General features: G+C 66.0%; 18 protein-coding genes. 7 read left to right on the top strand and 11 right to left on the bottom strand.

The features are described 5' to 3' along the window. Positions 1–123 precede the first annotated feature (123 nt). The gene (locus B9C43_RS55345) at positions 124–324 is read right to left on the bottom strand and encodes a hypothetical protein (protein ID WP_143445983.1); all 201 of its coding nucleotides are present in this window, start codon (positions 322–324) and stop codon (positions 124–126) included. A 26-nt stretch (positions 325–350) separates the two neighbouring features. Between B9C43_RS55345 and B9C43_RS00570 the strand changes: the two genes are divergently transcribed. Then, entirely contained in the window at positions 351–677 is a 327-nt protein-coding gene (locus B9C43_RS00570; RefSeq protein ID WP_033393581.1) for a hypothetical protein, read from the top strand. Continuing rightward, positions 674–853: a hypothetical protein gene (locus tag B9C43_RS00565; protein WP_084424103.1), complete on the top strand. Its 180-nt coding sequence runs from the start codon at positions 674–676 to the stop codon at positions 851–853. Before B9C43_RS00570 ends, B9C43_RS00565 begins: the two co-directional genes overlap by 4 nt. On the opposite strand, the gene B9C43_RS00560 is transcribed toward B9C43_RS00565, so the two are convergent. From B9C43_RS00560 to B9C43_RS00535, 6 genes are read right to left on the bottom strand one after another with little or no spacing between them, the layout of a single operon-like run. After that, complete coding sequence (locus B9C43_RS00560) at positions 850–2,145, bottom strand: hypothetical protein (RefSeq protein WP_084424101.1); 1,296 nt, start codon at positions 2,143–2,145, stop codon at positions 850–852. The two genes, B9C43_RS00565 and B9C43_RS00560, sit on opposite strands and share 4 nt — an antisense overlap. Continuing rightward, positions 2,142–2,858: an alpha/beta fold hydrolase gene (locus B9C43_RS00555; protein ID WP_084424099.1), complete on the bottom strand. Its 717-nt coding sequence runs from the start codon at positions 2,856–2,858 to the stop codon at positions 2,142–2,144. Before B9C43_RS00555 ends, B9C43_RS00560 begins: the two co-directional genes overlap by 4 nt. Positions 2,859–2,862: 4 nt before the next feature. Next, positions 2,863–3,864, bottom strand: coding sequence for an SDR family oxidoreductase (locus tag B9C43_RS00550; RefSeq protein ID WP_084424097.1), 1,002 nt, complete (start codon positions 3,862–3,864; stop codon positions 2,863–2,865). A gap of 15 nt (positions 3,865–3,879) precedes the next feature. Continuing rightward, on the bottom strand, positions 3,880–4,779 hold the full coding sequence (locus B9C43_RS00545; protein ID WP_033393576.1) for an SDR family oxidoreductase: 900 nt from the start codon (positions 4,777–4,779) through the stop codon (positions 3,880–3,882). Between the two features lie 59 nt (positions 4,780–4,838). Then, the gene (locus tag B9C43_RS00540) at positions 4,839–5,813 is read right to left on the bottom strand and encodes a DNA topoisomerase IB (protein WP_084424095.1); all 975 of its coding nucleotides are present in this window, start codon (positions 5,811–5,813) and stop codon (positions 4,839–4,841) included. A gap of 14 nt (positions 5,814–5,827) precedes the next feature. Further along, complete coding sequence (locus B9C43_RS00535) at positions 5,828–6,418, bottom strand: flavodoxin family protein (RefSeq protein WP_033393574.1); 591 nt, start codon at positions 6,416–6,418, stop codon at positions 5,828–5,830. 129 nt (positions 6,419–6,547) lie between these two features. On the opposite strand from B9C43_RS00535, the gene B9C43_RS00530 reads away from it, so the two are divergent. From B9C43_RS00530 to rpmF, 3 genes are all read left to right on the top strand, one after another. Beyond that, positions 6,548–7,627 carry a carboxylate-amine ligase gene (locus B9C43_RS00530; RefSeq protein ID WP_084424093.1) on the top strand — a complete coding sequence of 360 codons (1,080 nt, stop codon included), beginning with the start codon at positions 6,548–6,550 and terminating at the stop codon, positions 7,625–7,627. A gap of 326 nt (positions 7,628–7,953) precedes the next feature. Beyond that, positions 7,954–11,946 (top strand): nSTAND1 domain-containing NTPase, encoded by a 3,993-nt coding sequence (locus B9C43_RS00525; protein ID WP_084424091.1) that lies wholly within the window; start codon positions 7,954–7,956, stop codon positions 11,944–11,946. Between the two features lie 202 nt (positions 11,947–12,148). Next, on the top strand, positions 12,149–12,328 hold the full coding sequence (gene rpmF / locus B9C43_RS00520; RefSeq protein WP_084424089.1) for a 50S ribosomal protein L32: 180 nt from the start codon (positions 12,149–12,151) through the stop codon (positions 12,326–12,328). Positions 12,329–12,379: 51 nt separating this feature from the next. Here rpmF and B9C43_RS00515 read toward each other — a convergent pair whose 3' ends face one another. The 3 genes from B9C43_RS00515 to B9C43_RS00505 form a co-directional block, all read right to left on the bottom strand. After that, entirely contained in the window at positions 12,380–13,582 is a 1,203-nt protein-coding gene (locus tag B9C43_RS00515; RefSeq protein WP_084424087.1) for a cytochrome P450, read from the bottom strand. 91 nt (positions 13,583–13,673) lie between these two features. Further along, a complete protein-coding gene (locus B9C43_RS00510; protein WP_084424085.1) occupies positions 13,674–16,775 on the bottom strand; it encodes an ATP-binding protein in 3,102 nt (1,033 codons plus the stop codon). Positions 16,776–17,126: 351 nt separating this feature from the next. Then, complete coding sequence (locus B9C43_RS00505; RefSeq protein WP_084424083.1) at positions 17,127–18,272, bottom strand: HNH endonuclease; 1,146 nt, start codon at positions 18,270–18,272, stop codon at positions 17,127–17,129. 498 nt (positions 18,273–18,770) lie between these two features. Here B9C43_RS00505 and mptB point away from each other — a divergent pair, with 498 nt between their 5' ends. Then, positions 18,771–20,273 (top strand): polyprenol phosphomannose-dependent alpha 1,6 mannosyltransferase MptB, encoded by a 1,503-nt coding sequence (gene mptB, locus B9C43_RS00500; RefSeq protein ID WP_200825379.1) that lies wholly within the window; start codon positions 18,771–18,773, stop codon positions 20,271–20,273. A gap of 62 nt (positions 20,274–20,335) precedes the next feature. Then, a complete protein-coding gene (locus B9C43_RS00495) occupies positions 20,336–21,136 on the top strand; it encodes a DUF8017 domain-containing protein (RefSeq protein ID WP_143445981.1) in 801 nt (266 codons plus the stop codon). Positions 21,137–21,210: 74 nt separating this feature from the next. Here B9C43_RS00495 and B9C43_RS58260 read toward each other — a convergent pair whose 3' ends face one another. Beyond that, the gene (locus tag B9C43_RS58260) at positions 21,211–21,957 is read right to left on the bottom strand and encodes a VOC family protein (RefSeq protein WP_084424077.1); all 747 of its coding nucleotides are present in this window, start codon (positions 21,955–21,957) and stop codon (positions 21,211–21,213) included. Between the last annotated feature and the right edge of the window lie 31 nt (positions 21,958–21,988).

Raw genomic sequence — 21,988 nt, 5'->3', positions numbered from 1 at the left:
TGGGGTAGCGGCGCGCTTAAACTGTCCGGTGCGGGGAGGCCCCACGCGCCACGAAGGATAAATGATGCGGAACGAAGGGGGACTCCCCGGCTTCCTCCCCGAGCGCGCCGCAGGGGCCCCAAGTCAAATCGAGCCGCAGCAGGCACCAAAAGCCGGAATAAAAGCCAAAGCAAAGAACCCCTGCTGGAAAACGAAGAAAAAGAAAACCAAGCTGGAACCCAAAGCAACCCAAAGCAACCGCAAACCCAGCCAGAAACCAAAGCCAACAGACCCTGCCAAACCAAATCCACCCACGAGGCATAACACCGTGACCAGCGGGTACATCCTCCCTAGGAGCCAAGGAGGAAGCCATGCCCAAAGCGTGGAGCAACAAACGAGAGCGGCAGTACAAGCACATCAAGTCCTCAGCCAAGAGCCGCGGCGCGAGCGAAGGCAGGGCTGAGGAGATCGCGGCCCGCACGGTCAACAAGAACCGTGCACAGTCCGGCGAGTCCCGTACCGCCAGCAAGTCCTCGACCAAGGACAAGTCTCCGCAAAGCCGTGGCGGCCAGCGATCGGGCACAAACCGGCCGAAGGGCCAGACCAAGGAACAGCTCTACAACGAGGCCAAGCGGCGCAACATCAAGGGCCGGTCCAGCATGAGCAAGTCTGAGCTGCAGAAGGCGCTCGGCCGATGACGGGACCGGAGATCGACCGGGCCACGGCCGAGAGCATGGAGGAGGACCCGGACTTCGCCGGCGAGCACACCAAGCCGACGTATGCGGACGAGGACTCGCCGGAGAACACGTCCGAGGAGTCGGTTCCCGACGAAGAAGGCGGCATGGAGCTGAAGGAACAGCGACGGCCTGACTAGGAGAGGGCGCTGGTCAGCAAACCCATGGCCTTGTCGATGGCGAGCGTTCCCGGGGCTGGAGCGGACAGTCGCGGCATTGCGCGCAGCGCGGAGCCGTAGCGGACCAATGCCGCGAAGTCCGCTGGAAAGCGGCGGGTGTCCACGCCGACGAAGTCGGTGTCCACTCCCGACAGGCGTTCGCGCCATCGGTCGGGTTCCGCGATCCCCCTCGACCGCACGCCGTGCGGGAACAATCCGATATGGACAGCACGGAAAGACCTGGACCTGAGGTAGTTCTCTGTTACGTCCACTGCGGACTCGACGGAGAACATCGTCCACAGCGGTACCAGGCCTGCTTGGCGCGTGCGAGTCGGGTCGATGAGCAGGAAGGACTCGACTAGCAACTGGTCAGCCGTCCCGCCGAGCCATTCTCGGTAGATGTCGGCGACCGGCGCTGACAAGGCGTGTGTGTCCGGATAGCGCACGACGTGCACCGGATGCCCGGTTGCGGCGGCGAATCGTTGGACGTCGTCGAGCAGGTCCGCGTCGAATCCCCACTCAGCTTCGGGTGCGTCGGCATCCGGCTCGATTCCGCGTCGGTCGTAGTCCTGCGGCCTGATTCCTCCTTGCGCCCCGATCTGGAAGACATGCCGGTCACCGACCGTGGTCACGGGCCATGTCGAACTGTCTGCCAGCACGATGATCGGCGCGTTGGGAGCGAGACACTCACGCAGGAACCGTTCGTAGGCGGCACCAAGACGACGACGCTTCACCCTGAAATACGCCATCTGACGGATCATCAACCAGTCCTGATTGGCGTCGTGCATGTGGTGCAGCACGATGTCGGGGTTGCGGCGCAAGAAGTCCGGCGCGACATCGGCGCCGAACTCCAGCGCCCGGTCTGGCCTGTCCGGGTCGTTGCCCGACCACCGGACCGGGACCAGCAAAGTCTGCGGCAACCATGGCGCGCCGAGAGCGGTAGCCAGGTGAACAGCAGCGCCGTTGGACGAGCCAAGCAACACCGCTGGGTATTGGTTCCGCGGGTAGTGATCGGTCACCCAGCCCGCCACGGCCTCGAGATCGACCGAACCGAGCTGGCCCGGCGGCACGCCCTCCGCGCCACCAGCCACCGCGTAGAGGCGTTGACGAACCGGTCTTGGCAGCAGATTCGCCACGCGCAGGGTGGCTGCGAACAGGCGTCCACGGCCGAGTCGGTCGAAGGGTTCGTCGCGTAGTCCCCGGGCAGTGGCGGAGAGCATGGAACTGGCGGAATCGAACGCAGCGATGGCGTCAGCGGGCTTGACGGTGCTCATGACTGCTCCGATTCCAGCAACACCTCGGCGAAGGACGACGGAGCCTCATACGGAAACGCATGCGCCAGCCCAGGAAGCTCCACGTAATGCCCCAAGCCGCGAGCCCACTCAGCCGTGCTGATCGGGTCACGGTCACCGCGGATGACCGACACCGGGCACGTCACTCGGCGAAGGGTCGTCTCGATGTCGTCCGCCAGCATCGAATGGGCCAGCCGCAACAGCCGCGCCGGTCCGGCTCGGCGCCACTCCGGCCGCTGGGTCTTGGTCAGGGAACTGGGCTCCCGCCGGCCGTCCCGCAACCACCTGCCAAGGGCCTTCGGCCACGTGCGGTACCGGGGATCCACTGTCGGGCTGCCCAGTACGAGCCGCTGCACCAACTCGGGCGCCGAGGCCGCGACGTGCGCGGCGACCTGGGTCCCGCAGGAGTGGCCGATCAGCGTCACGCTGCCGAGGTCCCGCAGCCGCAACCATTGCACGGCGACCGCCGCGATATCCGTGATTCCGAGGCTGCGCGGCGGGGCCTCACTGTCACCGAACCCCGGCGGATCCGGCAACCACGCGCGGAAACCGGCCGCGGCCAAGGAGGAGACGCTTGACCTCAAATACACGGACACGCCCAAGCCTGGCATGATGACGACGTCTCCCCGGGCAGGGCCGCCTTCCGTCAGCGCGTGTACGGCACCGAGCCGAGTGTTTGTCCACACTGGAATCATGTGGTCATCGACTCCGGATGACACCGGCCACACCCGCGGCCACCGCCAGTACGGCACCTGCGGTCAGCCCTGGGTGGCGGGCTACCCATTGTTGGGTGCTGTGGCTGTGGGCGGTTTCGTCGAAGTCGCCGTGCGCGCCGTGATCTGTCCCCTTCCGGTCGTCCACCGGCTCCCACAGGTTGACCGGTTGACCGGCATCCCGGGATTTCCCGGTCTGCTGCGCGGAGAAGCCCGTCCTTGCCAGGTAGTGGTCGAGGAGTCCCGGAGCGAACTTGTCGCCGAGCAAGGTGGCCACTGTGGACATGCCGACCCACCGTTCACGTCTGCGCGGATGCTCCGCCGCGCGAACGATCGCGCGCGCTGCGACCTCTGGCTGGTAGATCGGCGGCACGGGCTGCGCCCGTCGAGGCAGCCGGGACAGCACCCAGTCGAACTGCGGTGTGTTCGTGGCGGGCAGTTGCACCATGGTGACACGGACCTTGGACTTGGCATGCAACAGCTCGCACCGCAAGGACTCGTTGAAGCCCTGAATCGCGTGCTTGGCACCGCAATACGCGGACTGCAACGGAATTCCCCGGTACGCCAGCGCCGAACCGACCTGGACGATGACACCGGCATCCCGGGGCAGCATCCGCTTGAGCGCCGCCCGGGTGCCGTGCACGTAGCCGAGATACGTCACCTCGGTGACCCTGCGGAACTCGGCCGGTGTGATGGCGGTGAACGGTGCGAACACGCCAGCGAAGGCGTCGTTGACCCACACGTCGATCCGCCCGAATTCCCGTTCGACGCGCTCGGCCGCGGCTTCCACCGCGGCGTCGTCTGCTACGTCCGCCGGTACTACCATTGGCTGTCCACCGGCTGCCCGCACATCAGCGGCCGCACTGTCCAACCCGGACTGTCCACGAGCGATCAGTGCCACCCGGTCGCCGCGGGCGGCGAACTTACGTGCCGCGGCGCGCCCGACTCCCCCGCTTGCTCCGGTGATCACCACAACTTTGCCTGCCATCGTTCATCCCCATCGTCACGTGAGTGGTTTGCCACCGGTGACGCCGAGAACCTCGCCGGTGACGTAACTGGACTCCTGGGAAGCGAAGTACACATAGGCCGGTGCGAGCTCGGCAGGCTGTGCGGCACGCCCGATCGGCGTCTGCGCGCCGAACGAGTCCACCTTGTCGGCGGGGAAGGTCGCCGGGATCAGCGGTGTCCACACCGGACCGGGAGCGACCGAGTTGACCCGGATGCCCTTGCCGATCAGGTCGGTGGACAGGCCCTTGGTGAAATTGACGATCCCCGCCTTGGTCACCGCGTAGTCCAGCAGGTTCGGCGAGGGCTGGAACGCCTGGATGGACGAGGTGTTGATGATGCTGGCACCGGGTGGCATGTGCGGCACGGCCGCCTTGCACAGCCAGAACAGCGCGTAGAGGTTCGTCTTGAGGACACGGTCGAACTGCTCGGTCGTGATGTCGAGCAGGCCGTCGTCCTGGGACATCTGGTATGCGGCGTTGTTCACCAGGACGTCGATCCGGCCGAACTCCTTGACCGCGCGATCGATGATCCGCTGGCAATGCTCCTCGTCCTGGATGTCGCCGGGTACGAGCACAGCTTGGCGGCCTGCCTGGTGGATCAGCTCAGCGGTCTGCTTGGCGTCTGTCTCCTCCTGCTCCATGTAGGACAGCAGGACGTCGGCGCCTTCACGGGCGAACGCCAGCGCCACTGCCCGTCCGATGCCCGAGTCGCCGCCGGTGATCACCGTTTTGCGGTCCACGAGCCGGTCACACCCGCGATAGGTGTCCTCACCGTGGTCCGGCCGCGGCCCCATTCGCCGCCCGGTACCCGGATGGCTTTGCTCCTGTTCGTCCTGGCTGTCCGGTCGCGGGTACTGCGACCGGGGGTCCTGCTTGGCGTACTGGTCCTGCGCCATCACGCACACACTCCTTCCCGCACATCTGGGATGCCCAGCTGGCTGGTTCGTCAACCGCCCTACGATGCGCTGGTAAGCAGCTTGTGCACGGCGCGTTCGATGCTCTGCCGTCCGTTCACCGCGCTCAGATCGATGGTCCTGCCCTCGGTGAACGCCTCCATCACCCGCGGATCCACATAGGACCTGCGAGCAACTGCCCTGGTATTGCCCAGATGTCCGGCGACTTGGTCGAGTACGGCGGCTTCGACGCGTTTGGCGGCGGTCTTGGACGTGGGCCGCTCGGCCTTCGCCAGCTCCACACTGGCGACCACGGTGGCGTTCCACGTCCGCAGGTCCTTGACCGTGAACTCGGGTCCGGTCAGCTCCTTGAACCGGGCGTTGATCGAGTCGGCCCGCACCTCACGCCATTGCCTGCCTTCGCGGTACACCAGCAGACGGTCGGTGTCCGCGGCAGACCGGCGCAACGACCGGACCAACTTGACCAACAGCTCGTCCTTGATCCGCACCTTGCGCTCCACCCCGCCTTTCGCGACAAAGCAGAACGCCAGATCCCCACGCACGATTGTGACGTCGTCACGCAGCAACGTCGCCACGCCACGGCTGTCGTCGGAGTACTCCTCACCACCCGTACGGAAAATCCCACGGTCCAGCATCCGCAGCGCCCCCGCGTGCACCCGGGCACATGTCAGGCCACGGTCAGCCAGGTCGGCGCCAATCGACTCGCGGAACTCGGGCAGGCGCTCGACCAGCTCCAGAACGCGGTCGAACTTCTCCTCGTCGCGCTCCTGACGCCATTGCTCGTGGTAGATGTACTGCCGACGGCCTGCGTCGTCGATGCCGACGGCCTGGATGTGGCCGTTGGCGTACGGGCAGATCCAGACGTTCTGCCAGGCAGGCGGGATGACCAGCTCGGCACACCGCTGCCGGGTCTCCTGGTCGACGGACGCGCCTGTCTCGTCGACGTACTGCCAGTTCTTGCCCCGGCGCCGTCTGGTCAGTCCCGGCTTGGCCGGGTCGCTCCGCCGCAGTCGCATGGTGGATCAGGTCATCAGATCGGATTGGCCTGCAACGCGGACGCGACCGCGAACAGGTTGTCGGCCATGGTCGCGGCGGTCTTGTAGGACCACTGGTGACCGTGCTCGGTGTCGGAGTAACTGGGTCCAGGGCCGGGGCCCATGTTCCAGTACGTCCACGCCTGCCCGGGGATCGTGTACCCGATGTCGTTGAGCGCACCGGAGATCTCGCTGATGACGTGGTGTGCACCGTCCTCATTGCCCGTTACCACGACACCGGCGACCCTGTTGTACGCCACCGGTTTGTCCTGCTCGTCGGTCTCCGACAGCATCGCGTCCATCCGTTCCAGCACCCGCTGGGCGACCGACGACGGCCTGCCGAGCCACGTCGGTGACGCGATCACCAGGATCTCGGCCGCCAGCAACGCTTTGTGCAACTGCGGCCACTGGTCACCGTCGCCGAGGTCCGTCTCGACCCCCGGCGGGACGTTGTAGTCCACGACCCGGAACGACTCCGCGGCCACGCCCTTGTCCCGCAGGCCCGCCGCCACAGGTCCGGCCAGCTTCTCCGTATTGGACGGTTCCGGCGACTTCTTCAGCGTGCAGTTGAGCACGACAGCCCGCATAAGCACCTCCTTGGCTCGCTCTAAGGCGTACCCGGTGGTGTTTCGCGTCTAACAGCGTCTGACCGCGTCTAACAACACTGCTGGCTGGGTATCTCTCCGGCACACACTGTATGGCGGAAAGAGCAGGACATGGGCGAACAGTTGACCGTGGGGGTCGAGGAGGAGTTCTTCGTCGTGGACAGCCACGGCCACCTGTCCAGACACGCGGCGACACTCATCGATACAGCGCACGAGCAGGATGGCGAACTGCAGACCGAGCTGACCCGGTCACAAGCAGAGCTCGCCACTGGCGTCTGCCGTACGCACGACGAACTGCTGACTCAACTGCACGACTTGCGTTCCGCGCTCGCCACGGCCGGTACGCGCCGGAATCTTCGGATAGTTCCCAGCGGCGCGGCGTTGCTGCCGGAGCCTGACCCGCCCGCGATCACGCCGAACCCCAGGTACCAGCGGATGGCCGAACACTTCGGCGTGATGATCCACCAGGTCACGACGTGCGGGTGTCACGTGCACATCGGGATCCCTGACGCGGCGGCGGGCATCCAGGTGATCAACCACACCCGGCCGTGGTTGCCCATTCTGCTCGCGCTGACCGCCAATTCCCCGATCGAGGCCGGTGTCGACACCGGGTATCACAGCTGGCGTTATCGGCAGTGGACGCAATGGCCGTCGGCCGGGTCCCCGCCCGTGTTCTCATCCGTGGACCACTACGAATCCATCGTGAATGGCTGCCTCAAATCGGGGGCCATCCTCGATCGCGGGATGGTGTACTGGGACATCCGGTTGTCCGAGCACCAGCCGACGCTGGAATTCCGGATCAGTGACGTTGCCGCGACCGCGGAAGAGGCCGTACTGCTCGCTATGATCATTCGCGGGCTCACACACATGGCGTTGAACACCACAATACAGCCGCTGGACCTGCCGAACGACGTTCTGCGTGCGCAGCTATGGCGAGCCGCACGAGACGGAATAACCGGCGACTGCCCGCATCCTCATCACGGCGTCCCGATTCCGGCTTACGCTGTGCTCAACGATCTGCTGGAACTGCTCAAACCGATTCTACGGGAAAACGGTGACCTTGAATTCGTCGAGAAGCAGGTGGCTCAATTGACCGCCGCAGGCGGCGGAGCGGATCGTCAATTGCGGACATTCGAACGAACAGGGCGCGCCGAGGACACCGTGGACATGCTCGCCATCATCCCCGAATAGCGAGCATGAACGGATATTCGCCGCAACCATTACGGCGGCACCCCTAGTTAGCCGCCGTCGCAGCCGGGGCGAATATCGCGTGCCCACCAGCGTCGGTCTCACCTCGCCGGCCGACTGGCGACCCCCCGGAGCCAGTCGGCCGACGTTCACCGCCCCCAGGAGTTCATGGCGAGGATCCACCGAAGTTCGCAGCGATTCTCGCTGCATCGACGATCATTTGGGCTACCCTCACTGGCCGGGCACGTCCAGCGTGCCTGCTAGAGACAAAAGAACGGATGTTCCGGTCCGGAACCTGGACGGACAGCCAACCGAGGGGTGGACAGCCGATGCCCAGTCCTGGCCAGGAGCCGGATCACCGCGCGGCGTTCGCGGAGCGGTTCGCGCTGCTGTACGCCGCGGCCGGGGATCCGCCCTTGAAGCGGGTCGCCGAGTCCGTCGCGCGCGCCCGCCGCGTGGACGAAACGGGCCGGCCGACTCGGGTGTCCGTCCAACGGATCAGCGACTGGCGGCGCGGGCGCAATGTGCCGGCCCGGTTCTCCGCCTTGGCGGCGACGCTGGAGATCCTGATCGGCGAAGCCCGCAAAACCCGCACCGCGCCGCTGGTGGACGGTCTGTACGACCTGGAAGCGTGGCGGACGCTGTGGGAACAGGCGCAAAGCAGCCCGGTGGCGACCGGCGAAATACCGGACGAGCCGAATGTCGATGTCGCACGCCAGGCGGATACCGGCGTTTGCCCGTACCGCGGTCTCGCGTCTTTCCGGCAGGAGGATTCCGACTGGTTTTTCGGCAGGGAGCGCAGCACCGCCGCATTGCTGACTCGTCTCGACGACGCGGTGGAAACCGGCGGAATCATCATGCTTGTCGGCGCCTCCGGCTCTGGCAAGTCCTCGGTTCTGCAAGCGGGCGTTGGCGCGGCACTGGCAAAACGTTCACCGCTCGAACCTGGGGCCGCCCATTGGCCGGTCATATTCATGACGCCAGGCGCGGATCCGGTCGAGGAAATGGCCCGCCGCATTCCTTATGTCGCTGACGTGCTGACCTCGGCAACCAGTCAAGAACAGGAAACCGGTGATTTCGCGTCACTGATTCGGCAGGGTGTCGCGGCGTATGCCGAGCGGCAGTCCGGCAGGGACGCACGGCTGGTTCTGATCGTCGACCAGTTCGAGGAGACCTTCACGCTGTGCCGGGACGAGCACCACCGCCACCTGTTCGTGCAGGCCCTGCGCGCCGCGTGCACGGCAAGTGACCCCGGCGGCGCGCCCGCGTTGGTCGTGTTGGGAGTCCGAGCCGACTTCTACGGTCACTGCCTGGACTACCCGGAGCTGGCCGAAGCGCTTCAGGACCGGCAGATGGTCCTCGGCGCGATGGCGGCGGCCGAACTGCGAGAGGCGATCACGCGTCCGGCGAGGGCCGTTGGTGTCCAGTTCGAGACCGGCCTGGTCGACTTGCTCATGCGGGACCTTGGCGCGAGCACTCCAGGACGGACCAAGGGCGGCTCGTACGACGCTGGCGCGTTGCCGCTGCTGTCGCACGCGCTGCTGGCCACGTGGCAACGGCGGCAGGCAGGCAAGCTGACGATCGGCGGTTACCGGGCCGCGGGCGGGATCCACGGCGCGGTCGCGGCCACCGCCGAACAAGCGTGGGCCCAGCTGACACCGGCCGCCCAGTCGGCGACACCGGACGTCATGCTCCGGCTGGTCCACGTGGGACGGGACACAAGGGACACCCGCCGAAGGTCCACACGGGACGAGATCGTGGAGCGTTCGGCCGATCCGTCCGCCGCGGCGGAGGCACTGGAGGCGTTGGCACGAGCCCGGTTGGTCACGTTGGACGCCGACTCGGTGGAGATCAGCCACGAGGCACTGCTGCAAGCCTGGCCACGGTTGCGCAGCTGGATCGACAACGACAGAGCCGGAAACCTGGCACGGCAACGTCTCGAAGAAGACGCCGAAACCTGGGACGCCGAGCGCAGAGACCCGTCGCTGCTCTACCGCGGCGCCCGGCTGGAGAACGCGCTGCACCGGGCACAGCAGTCCCGGCCGACCGGCATCGCCCACGAATTCCTTGCCGCGTCGGAAAACCAGCGACGCCGGGCGACGTGGACGCGGCGCGTCGCTGTCGCGTTGGTCTGCGTGCTGGCGATTGTCGCGGGTGTCGCGGCCGTCGTCGCGATCACCGAGCGCAACGACGCGGAGTTCCGGCGCATCCTGGCCGAAGCCGACCGGCTCGCCGAGGCCGATCCGTCGCTCTCGGCACAGCTCAACTTGGTCGCCCACCGGATCCGGCCGGACGACCAGGAGGTCTACTCCCGGCTGATCTCGACCCAGAACACACCGCTGGCCACTCCCCTGCTTGGCCACACCGGCGCGGTGTACGAGACCTCTTTCCGGTCAGACGGGCAGGTCCTGGCCACGTCCAGCGCCGACAACACCGTCCGGCTGTGGGATACGCGCGATCCTTCTCGTCCGGTCCCGCTGAGCGAACCGTTGACCGAGCACACAAGTTGGGTCACGTCAGCGGTGTTCAGCCCGGATGGCAAGGTTCTGGCCACCGCGGGCGACGACAAGGTCGTGCGGCTGTGGGACGTCACAGATCCCGCGCACCCCAAGCCACTAGGCCAGCCGTTCTCCGGCAACAACGGAACCATCTACTCGATATCGTTCACCGCGGACGGCAAAACCATAGCCACCGCGAACGACGATCGCACGGTCCGGCTCTGGGACGTGAGCGACCCGGTCAGTCCCCGGCCGCTAGGCGAGCCGCTCATCGGGCACACCGCACCGGTGCGTTCCGTCGAATTCAGCCGAAGTGGCCACACTCTTGCCTCCGCGGGCAACGACAAGGTCGTCCGGCTATGGGACGTCACCAATCCCGCGCAGCCCACCGCACTCGGGCAGCCTCTTACCGGCAACACCGACACCGTGCATTCGGTGACGTTCAGTCCCAACGGCCGGATGCTGGCGACCGCGGGCGAGGACAAGACTGTCCGCCTCTGGAATGTCACGGATCCCGCACGACCCGTGCAGCAAAGCCAGCCGATCGCCATGCACAGCGCGGCTGTCTGGCAGGTCGCGTTCAGCCCGGACAGCCGGATGCTGGCTTCGGCCAGCACGGACAACACGACTCGACTGTGGAACCTTGCCGCCCCAAGCGACCCCGTCCCGTTCGGGCAGCCGCTGTCGGCTGGCAGCAGTGGCGTCAACACCGTCGAGTTCAGCCCGGACGGCAGGACGCTCGCGGCCGGAACCGACAGCAGCGCGGTAAGTCTGTGGTCGATCCCGTCGACAATCGTTGCCGGACATACCTATTGGGTCAGTTCGCTGGAGTTCAGCCGGGACGGACGCGTGCTCACCTCGGCGAGCGGCGACAAGACCGCCCGGCTCTGGGACATGACGGACCCGCTCCGGCCGAAGTCCTTCGGGCCTCCGTTGGAGGGGCACGACACGTATCTGAACAACCTCGCGCTGAGCCCCGACGGCCGCACGCTGGCCACTGCGGGTGGTGACCAGAAAGTGCGGCTGTGGGACGTGACCGATCCGGCCCGTCCCCAACCCATCGGCTCTCCCCTGGCGCTCAGCACCAGATTCGGCGGTCAGGTCGCGTTCAGCCCGGACGGGCGCGTCCTCGCGACCTTGAACGGCGACGCCACCGTGACGTTCTGGGATACGAGTGTCCACGGTCAGGTCACCCGCCTAGGCGATCTGAGCACAGGCCACACCGACTACGTCAACGACTTGATGTTCGGCCCGGATCAGCGGGTCCTCGCCACAGTGAGCGCCGACAAGACCCTCAAACTCTGGGATGTCGCCCAGCCGACGGCACCCCGCCCGCTGGGGAACATCGTTACCGGGCACACCGGCGCGGTGAACTCAGCGACGTTCAGCCCCGACGGCAAGACCATCGCCACAACCAGCGCCGACAAGACCATCAGGCTCTGGAACGTCGCAAACCTGCAGCTGGTGGGAACCCCGTTGACGGCGCACACCGAGTCGGTCACTTCGGCGGCGTTCAGCCCGGACGGCAAGACCTTGGCCACGACGAGCGCCGACAAAACGATCCGGCTGTGGGATGTCACGGACCCGGCCAACGCCCATCCGATGGGCATGCTGTCCGGCCGGATGGACACCGGGTACACGGCCGCGTTCAGCCCCACCGCCCGCGTGCTGGTGACCGGAACTGGCGACAATCTGATCCGGGTCTGGGACCTGGACAGGCAACACGCGATCGATCGAATCTGCGCGACCACACGCAACGTGCTGACCCCAGAGGTCTGGGAACAGCACCTGTCCCAACTGGACTACCAGCCGCCTTGCCCGTGAGCGACGCAGTACTGCCCGGGAAATCTGTTTGTCCGTGCCAGAGTCACGCTGTTACGGTCGATTTCGTGGCCATTGAGCTGTCAGACACGCCAGAGGCGTCCTAGCTGTCCCGCCCCAGCCCTGTCATCGGCAAAGCCGGACAGGGCTGCGCAAGCGTGCACTGCTCATCCCACATCAGCATAGGACAGCCATGTCTAGCTCCATGTTTCGCAAGAAGTCGCGCGCCAACGTGCGCCATCACCGGGCACAGTGGAACAAGGCCATCTCGGTGCCCCAGCTGACCACATGCCCGAACCGGGCTTGTGGCAAGCCGATCCCGCCGCATATCGCTTGCCCAGCGTGCGGCCAGTACAGGGGCCGTCAGGTCACCGCACCGAACTAGGCCGTGCCGGCCGGAACTGTTGTCCACATCGGACTCAGTTCCGGCTTGGCCTCACGCGGCCAACGTGACCGGGAGTCGCTCCACGTCGTAGATGTTGCCGTCGGTGCGCATCGGCACCTCCCGCACCGGAATTGCCAGGCTCAGCTTCGGAAAGCGGGTGACCAGAGCCGAAAGGGCGGTCCGCAGTTCGAGGCGGGCCAGGTGCTGGCCGAGGCACTGGTGAATGCCGTGCACGAAGGTGAGGTGCCCGTTCGCGTTGCGGCGCAGGTTCAGCTCGTCCGCGTCGTCGGCGAATTTACGGGGATCGCGGTTGGCTGCGTCCAACGACATGGCCACCGTCTGCCCTGCCTTGATCATGATGCCTTCGATCTCCACGTCCGCCAGCGCGCTTCGTGCTGCGCCGGGGCCAATTCCGGTGTAGCGCAACAGTTCCTCCACCGCGTTTGCGGCGAGTTCCGGATCGTCGCGCAGGGCGGCGAACTGGTCGGGGTGGATCAGCAGGGCGAACGTGGCCATCCCGATCACGGCACCTGTGGTGTGCAGACCGGCGCCCAGCAGGAACGAGCCGAGTCCGGACAGTTCGTCGTCAGTCAGGTCGCTGGTGGTCAGCTCGCTGAAGACGTCATCGGTCGGGTTCTTGCGCTTTGCCGTCACCAACCCACGGATGTACTCCTGCATCGACGCCCAGTTCTTGCCGATGTCCTCCAGTGACATGCCTTCCCGGAACACCATGCCTTCGATGAGGCGCTGGAAGAACTCGCGGTCGGCGTACGGCACACCGAGCAGTTCGCAAATGACCTGGGCGGGGATGGGCCGCGCGTACACCGCCATCAAGTCGACCGTCGGCCCCTCGCGTTCCAGTGCGTCAAGGCGCTCCGCGGTGAACGCCTCCACTTGCTCGGTGAGCAGCCGCATCCGGCGCGTCGTGAACTTGCCGGCGAGCAGCTTGCGGTAACGGGTGTGCTCGGGCGCGTCCAAGCCGAGGAAGTCGCCGGGTGCCGCGGGTGGGGCTGTCTCGGTGAACCCGGGCATCGGGATGTGCTGCAGCTCGTAGCGGTTGCTGAACCGCGGGTGCCCGAGGACTGCTCGGACCTCGTCGTAACCGGTGGCCAGCCAGCCTTCGTGGCCGTCGGGAAAGATCATCGGGGTCAGTGGTCGCTCGTCGCGCACCCGGACGAGTTCCGGCGGCAGTTTGAACGGGTGCTCGGCGGACCGCTGGACAAGCAATTCCACCTGGGTGAACGGTTCGGTCATCGTCGGGCTCCTTCGGTGTTCAGCACCCCGCCGACGATGCCTGCCCGCAGTGACAGCCCACTGATAACGCACTGATAGCCGCTGTAAGGCGTTAGCTCATCACTCTGCCGACCGCGTCCTGCCGGGGCATTTCCGCGCCGCTGCGGTAGGCCCGGTCGTACTCGGCCTGGCCCAGCCGATCGACGAGTTCTGAGGCGAGTTCGCGCAGGTCCGGGTCGCCGTTGTCGAAGACACCACGGATGGCTTCGCTCATGCCGAGCGTGGTGGCCGCGCCGGTCAGATCGCCTTCCAGCGACAGCAAGGCCGCCAGGCGGTGGGCGGCCGAAGCGGGGTCACGGTAGACCGATGCCGCACTGATCATCGAGGGCAGCAACGCTCGCGCTCCCGCTGCGTCACCAGCAGCGAGGCGGTTCGCCATGCGCGGTGACGCGATCATGTCGCGGGCTGTGTCTTCGGGCATTGGCGTATCGCGGGCAAGCCTCACCAGCCGCTTGAGTTCACGATCCGATCCATCGGGATCGCCGCAGCGCCGCAAGAACTCCGCCTTGCCCAGTGCGAGCCCGACCTCGATCAGACGCAAGCCGCTCTCGTCGGCCAGCCGCTCGGTGCTGTCCAGCTCGCGCCGGGCGCCCGGCAGATCACCCGCGCGCATCCGCGTGTTGGCCAGGCCCAGCCGGTACTCCCACTCGTTCGGCAGACCCAGCGCGATGGCCTGTTCATTGGCTGCGATGGCCGCCTCATGATCACCGTGAACGGAGTGGATATAGGCCACGCCTGCGAGCACGGTCGCCGTGAACAGGCGATCTCCCGTCTCTTGGAATGCCTCCAACGCTTGCGACGTCGCGGTCTCAAGCGCAATCCAGTTGCCCCGGTCATGATGGGCAAGGGCCTCGACCAGGTACGTGCAAGCACAAGCCCAACGGTCCGAGCCCGCGCGTACCTCGCGTATCTCGCGCTCGACCAGCTCATCGAGACCGAGGAGGTAACCCGCCGACAGCGTCGCCATCATCGCCATCGGGTATCTGCGCAATGCGCCGGTCCGCGCGCAGTCCTCGATCAACGCGCGGATCCACTCAGGATCATCGGTCAACGGACCAGTGCCCGTGATCATTTGGAACGCGGTGAAGGCCACGCGAGCGTCATCGGGCAGCGCGTCACCGAATTCGAGCACTGCCGTCACGAACGATTCGGCCCGTGCGTCGTACCGCGGCATGCTCCAGTACCAGCACAACGGGGCAAGCAGCCGGGCAGCCGTGCTGGCATCGCGGGTGTCTATGGCCGAGCGCAGGGCGAAAATCAGGTTGTCGTACTCGGCCTCGAACAGCGCCAGTGTTGCGGGCTGTTCCGCAGACCGCAGCAGCGGTTCGTGGTGCTCTGCCATGTCAGCGAAGTACCGCCGGAACCTGTCCTGGATGGCGTCTCGCTCACCCGCCGACTCGAGTTTCTCGGCCATGTAGGCGCGAATGCTCTCCAGCATGCGATAACCGGCGCCTACCGAGTCCACAATAGACTTGTCGACCAACGAGCCGAGGACGTAGGCGATGTCGTCGGCCGACAGCTTTTCGTCCGCACACACCGCTTCGACCGCAGCGGCGGAACCGTTGGGGAACACCGACATCCGGCGCGCCAGCATTTGCTCCTGCTCGGTCAGCAGGTCCCAGCTCCACTCGATCACTGCCTGCAGGGTGCGCTGACGGGGTCCCGCCCCACGGTTGCCAGTAGCCAGCAACCGGAACCGGTCATGCAGGCGCTGCGCGACCTGCTGGACGCTCATCGACCGCAGCCTCGCGGCAGCCAGCTCCAACGCGAGCGGCAACCCGTCCAAGCTGCGCACCACGTTGACCACAGCTTCCACAGTGGACTCGTCGAGCCGGAAACCCGGCTGCGCGGCCACCGCCCGATCGATGAACAGCCGCACTGCTGGCGATTCACAGGCGGCGGCCGTCCCGGCTCCGTGCCGCGGAACGTCGAGCGGACCGAGACGGCACAGCGCCTCACCCATGACCTCCAACGGTTCCCTGCTGGTGGCCAGGATGGACAGCCCGGGCTGCCGTTCGAGCACCTCGCGGGCGAACCTCGCGGCGGCTTCCACGACGTGCTCGCAGTTGTCCAGGACGAGCACGGCCTCGCTCACGCCGAGCAGCTCGACCACCCGATCGACCGGCTGAGCCGGACCGCCACCCAGCGGCCGGGCGTTCGGCAGACTGAGCGCGCCGAGGACCGCGTCGGCCACGCCGTTGTCGTTTTGCACCCCCGCCAGCGGGACCAGCCACAGCCGACCTGACCGGTGAGTCCGGTGCTGGGTCGCTGCCGCGACGGCGAGACTCGTCTTCCCGACGCCACCTGGGCCGACCACAGTGATCAGCCGCGAGGTGTCGAGGAGCTCGGCGACGAGTTTCAACTCTTCTTCGCGGCCCGCGAAGCTGGTCAGCCGCGCAGGTAGACGGCCTGGTACCGGCTCGCGCTCGTCACTGCTGCCACGCAATACGGCCAGGTGCGCCTCGCGTACGTCGGCCGACGGATCGACGCCGAGCTCGTCGGCGAGCCTGCCGCGCAGTTCCTTGTACACCGCCAGAGCGTCGGACTGACGGCCTGCCGCAGCCAGTGCTCGCATGCGCAATGCCGCCAGACGCTCCCGTAACGGGTGGTCCGCTGACGCGGCCGTCAGGTCGGCCAGGATTTCGGCATGGTGTCCGAGCCGGAGTTCCGCGTCGAAGCGGTCTTCCATGACGACTGCCCGCAGCTCTTCCAGGCGCACGGCAGCTGGGTCGGCGAATGGGGCTTCGCGGACGTCGACTAGCGCAGGGCCTCGCCAGAGCGCGAGGGCTTCGCCGAGGAGAGCCGCTGCGGTCTGCGGCGCGCCTGCGGTCAGTTCTCGCCTTCCTCGGGCGGCTAGGGCTTCGAACTGGCTTACGTCCACGTCGGCCCGGAGGCGGTAGCCGGTGCCGACCGACTCGATCACTCCCGGGGCTCGCAGGGCTTTGCGGAGCCGGTAGATCAGGGCGTGCAAGGCGTTGAGGGCTTCGGTTGGCGGGGTTTGTCCCCAGAGGGCGTCTATGAGCGAATCCGAGGACACCGTCTTGCCTGCCGCCAGGGCCAGTCTTGCCAGCAGCATGCGCAGGCGGGGTGAGATTTCCGTCCGGGTTCCGTCGGGTGCGGTGGCTTGGATGGGTCCGAGGAGGGCTATCCGCATGGGTTGATCATCCCGGGTTCCGGTCCCTTTGGTGGTTACTTCCGGCTCGGTTCTTTCCTTTTGCTTTCTTTCCAGCGTTTGTCGCCCGCCACGGCTCGATTTGACTTGGGGCCCCTGCGGCGCGCTCGGGGAGGAAGCCGGGGAGTCCCCCTTCGTTCCGCATCATTTATCCTTCGTGGCGCGAGGGGCCTCCCCGCACCGGACAGTTTAAGCGCGCCGCTACCCCAAGTAAAATCGAGCCTTCGCTTCGCCCACCTCACCTCACGCCCAGCTTTCGCCTTTGCTCGCCTTAGCGCCATGCCCGGCTTTTCGATTCGCCCTCCTTCAATACCCCTTTTTGTTTTGGTCGCCTTATTCCAGTTCGTAGGGTTCCGGTTGTGTGGTGTGTGTTTTTCCGCTTGGTGTGGTGAAGGTGAGTGTTCCTGGGTGGGGTTGTTCGATCTTCCAGGTGCTTCGCTCTTTCAGTAGGTTGTGTTTCTTGCAGAGGGCGGCGAGGTTGCCGTGGCTGGTTTCGCCGTGGTCGGTGTGGCGTTGGGTGTGGTCGATTTCGGTGCGTTCGGCGGGTTCTTCGCAGCCGGGTTGTCGGCAGGTGCGGTCGCGTAGGTGGATGTGGCGTTTCAGCGAGGGTGGCGCGAACCTGCGGTGGCTGACTTCCAGGACGTGGCCTGCGGGGTCGGTGAGGATGCGGCGCCAGGTGCTGTCGCGGGCCAACTCGCGGGCGTGCTCTGCGGTGATCGCGCCATACCCGGACAGTTCACCAGGCTGCTCGGTCAATCCGGCCAGGGTGGTCATCGGCACCATCACGTTGGTGGCGATGACAGGACGCTTGATGTCCTTGCCCGCCACCAGGTCGATGAACACATCGGCCCGGCACTGCTTCAGCGACCGGTCCTTGGTGTTGCGCTGCTTAGCCAACGCGTCGATCTGGTTGAACGCGGTGACCGCTTCGGCAGCGTCGAGGGTGATCTTCAACTGGGCCAGGCCGTCGGGCAGGTCGACGAGTGTGATGCCGCGTTCTTCCTCGCGGGCGCGCTGGCGTCGTTGGTCGGCGGCTGTGACGTCGGCGCGGGTGACGGTGTCACGCACCGCACGCCGGAACCGGGAGTGATCGGCCCTCGGCCCCCGTTCCAGCACGCGCTGTTCCACCCACCGCGCCTGGTCGTCGGACAGGACGGTGGTTTGTTTGGTCATGGTGGCGGCACGGTCAGCGTCGATATCCCCGGCTTGCAGCGCGGCCAAGGTGGCAGGCAGCCGGTTGACCATCTCCTGAGCCTGCAAAAGTTTCGCCAACGCCACCCGAGGACTCACATTGAGCTCAACAGCAATCTCTTCCGCAGCACCATCCCCAACCACTACACCATCCCGATTCGCCGGAGACAACTCCGCGAACCGCGCCAACAAACAAGCATCCTCGGCGTCAAGAGAAGCACGCGCCCGAGCATTGCGAGCAAGCCGGGAAAGGACTTGCTCGCGATCCAGAGAGCGCGTTTCGAACATACGTCCAGTGTATCGGAAACAGCGTGACGAAGCAGAGGTAAACAAAGAAAGAAAAGCAACCCATCCCCGAGCGAAGGCTCGATTTTACTTGGGGTAGCGGCGCGCTTAAACTGTCCGGTGCGGGGAGGCCCCTCGCGCCACGAAGGATAAATGATGCGGAACGAAGGGGACTCCCCGGCTTCCTCCCCGAGCGCGCCGCAGGGGCCCCAAGTCAAATCGAGCCGTGGCGGGCACAAAGAACCCTGAAATAAAAGCCAAAGCACAAAGAACCCAGCTGGAAACCGAAGCAAAAGAAAGAACCAACCCGAAAGCAGGCACAGCAACCCAGAAACCAGACCATCAAACCCAGCACACCCGCGAAGCCGAACGAACCCCGAACCCAACCACGCCCCGGACACCCCCGCAGCACCTCCCGACCCCTCCCCACCCCTCTGATCACCGGCTTACCAACCCAGCGGACCCAACCCAAGAAACCACCCCAGGTATATTCCGCCGCTGATGGCGACGACACAAACACCGATTCCCGTGGCGTCCACAGAGCCCAGTGACGGTTCTGTGCGTGGGCGGGCGATCCGGCTCGGGCTGCTCGGATCGATCTTGATTCTGGCCGGCGGGCTGGGTGCCGGTGCGACGCTGCGGCACGATCCGCTGCTGTCCAACACTGTGCTGGGGATCTGGCGCTACGGCCACGGCAAGATGCTCGCGACGTTCACCCTGTACACCGGCGTCGCGCTGCTGGTCTGGGCGTGGATCATGCTGGCTCGGGCCATCAAGGCCAACGTGGTCGACGCCTCCGGTGTGGTGCGTGCCGTGGTGGCCTGGACCGCTCCCCTGGTCCTGGCGCCGCCGCTGTTCACCAAGGATCCGTACATCTACCTTGCGCAAGGCGCTCTCGCCAATGCCGGGTTCGACCCGTACACGGCCGGGCCGTCCCGCCTGCTCGGGCCGATGTCGGAAAATGTCGCGGAAGTGTGGCTGCACACGCCGTCGCCCTACGGCCCGCTGTTCATCATCTTGATCAAGAGTGTCGTGGCGATCACCGGCACCAACATCCTGCTTGGTGTGGTCCTGATCCGGCTGCTCATGCTCAGCGGGCTCGCGCTGGTCTGCGCCGCCCTGCCTGGACTGTGCCGTCACCTGGGCGGTAAGCCGGCCTTCGCGCTGTGGCTGGTCGCCGCCAACCCGCTGGTGCTGATCCACTTGGTCGCCGGCGCGCACAACGACTTGCTGATGATCGGACTGCTGTGCTCGGGGACGCTGTTCGTCCTCAATCGACAGCACACCCTCGGGTTCGCACTCGTCGGCGCGGCGTTCGCGGTGAAGGCGACCGCGGCGGTTGCTTTGCCGTTCCTGGTCTGGGTGTGGATGGCGCACCGCAGAGACTCGTCACGCATCGGTTCGTTCGCCATCACGGCAGGCGCCGGCGCGGCGATCGTGGTCGCGGTGTTCGGCGGGTTCACTTTGCTGGCAGGTGTCGACCTCGGCTGGATCGGCGCGTTGGACGGCAACGTCATCGTCGACCTTTGGCTCTCGCTGCCGACGGTCGTGGGCAAACTTGTCAGTTCGCTGCTCGGCATTTTCGTCGACGTGCACGCGTTCGCGGTCGTCCAAGCCGTCCGGCTCGGCGGCTGGGCCGTGCTGGTCGGAGTCGTGGCCTGGTTGTGGTGGAAGTCGCGAGAGGGCGGGCCGACCGCGATCCGGAACGCGGCATTCGCGTTGCTGGCAACAGTGTTGCTGTCGTCGGTGACGTTCGCCTGGTACTTCAGTTGGCCGCTGGTGCTCGGTGCGGCGTTCGCCATCCCCACGAAACGAGTCGCCCTCATCGGCGGCCTTTCCGTCCTGCTGATCCTGTTCACCTATCCGAACGGTGACACCATCCAGGGCAACTGGGGAACGATCGCGTTCGCTGTCGCCGCGTCCGCGTTCGCCGGGATGAAGTTGCTGCGCGCACTCCAGAACGACACACAACTCCCATTGAGCGGCACTCCCGCACACGGATGAGAAATGTCCTGGTTTCATGCCCGCCGATCGATCCGGCCAAGGCCGCGTACCCTCTGACCTTGATGAACGACTACAAAGGCCTGGGCCTCTACGACACGCCGCCCAAGCAGCGGAACAGTCTGATCCTCGCGTCGGTCATCGCAGCAGTGGTGATGCTCGCGGCGGTGGCTGCGCTGCTGTTCGTCCGGGTGACCACCCCGACAGCAGGCCAGGCAGTGCCCGCACCGGGCGCTGGGACGTCGACCAAGCCGCGGGATCCGTTGCAGCCAAGGCAAACCGGAGCGCCGCAGGTACCCGGCTGGCAGGTGATGCCGATCAACAACGGCGGCGCACTGGACACCGACAAGGCCTACGACGTTCCGCCGGGGTGGCAGCCGATACCGGGTGGCCTGGCCACTTTCGGTGATCACGACGAGCTCAGCCTGGTCGCCCCGTCGATCTACAAGCAGGGCCACTGCGCGACCGACCCGAAGTCGTGGCGATCGATGGCGGGCCTGGTCGTCCTGCCGAACAAGGGCAACATCGAAGTCGGCGTGGCCGCGGCGGCGCAGAACGTCGCCAACACGGTGTTCACCACAAAGGACCGTGTCCAGCCCGAGACCGAGATGAGCGACCCGGAAGAGATCACGGTCTTCCGCAACAAGAAAGCAGTCGTCGTCACGGCGAAACTGACGGTTCCGGTGACCGAGAAGGACACGTGCAGCGCTGCTTCGGTGATCGTGGCAGTGATGATGATGGAGCCGAACAAACCGGACGACTCCGACAGTGTGACGCTGGTTGCCATGGGCGATCAGAACGTCCCGGAGGCGACCACGGAACGAGACCTGAAGCAGATCGTCACCAGCTTCCACACCTTCGCCTGAGCACCGGCCTTCATGGGCCGCCGTAGCGCGTCGGATCGCGCCCGCCGTTGACCGCAACGGAGGACGAACTGTCGCTAGGACTGGAGATCCTCGACAGGGCCCTGACCGAGGTCGCCGGACCCGACCGCCAGATCCCGAAGGCCGGCAAGCGTACCGGCGAGGGTGGCCCGCTCGTCGTCGCTGAGCGGAACCCGCTCCGCCCTCGCCAAGAACTCACGAGCCCCAGCCTCATCGTCAACCCGCACGGCAAGCTCAGCGCGATACGCCAACGCCTCGACCAAATCGACCGGAGCCGCAGTCGCCTGGTCACGTTCCAGCGCGATGTCCAGAATTCGAACGGCCTGCTCGTCACTCCCGTGCGAGTCCCCCATGACCACGGCACTACGCAGGGACTTGGCGAGTTTGCTCAGCACCGGCTCCATCGGTTCCGCCTTGTCCGCGAAGATCCTGATCCAGTTCCCACCAGGATCGATCACCGTGAACCCGGACAAGTTGTCGACGTTCTTGCGCTTGCGCGGCCGAGTGATCCGCGGAATCCCGGACACCAACAGCTTCCCGTGGACCGCACGCATCCCCTCGGCGAACGCCTGGAACAACTCCCCGGTGTCCGGCACGATCACCACGCACGTCCCGTAGGAGTCCTCGGGCTTGAACTCCGGCATGCCGAAGAAATCCAACTGGAGATCCTCGCGCTTCATCGACACGTACGGATTGGGCCGGACCTGGTAGTAGATCCTGGTGAATCCCAGCATCTCGTAGAACTCGGCCATCTCGTCGATCGACCGGCACGGCAGCAGCGGCACGGTCTTCTCGTGAGCCATTCATCCTCCATCTACGTCGTACGGTACGCCG

This window comes from Kibdelosporangium aridum, from assembly GCF_900176515.1.
GTDB classification, from domain to species: Bacteria; Actinomycetota; Actinomycetes; order Mycobacteriales; family Pseudonocardiaceae; genus Kibdelosporangium; species Kibdelosporangium aridum.
The sequence above is the reverse complement of the archived record's forward strand: the minus strand, read 5'-3'. Positions and strand labels throughout refer to the sequence as shown.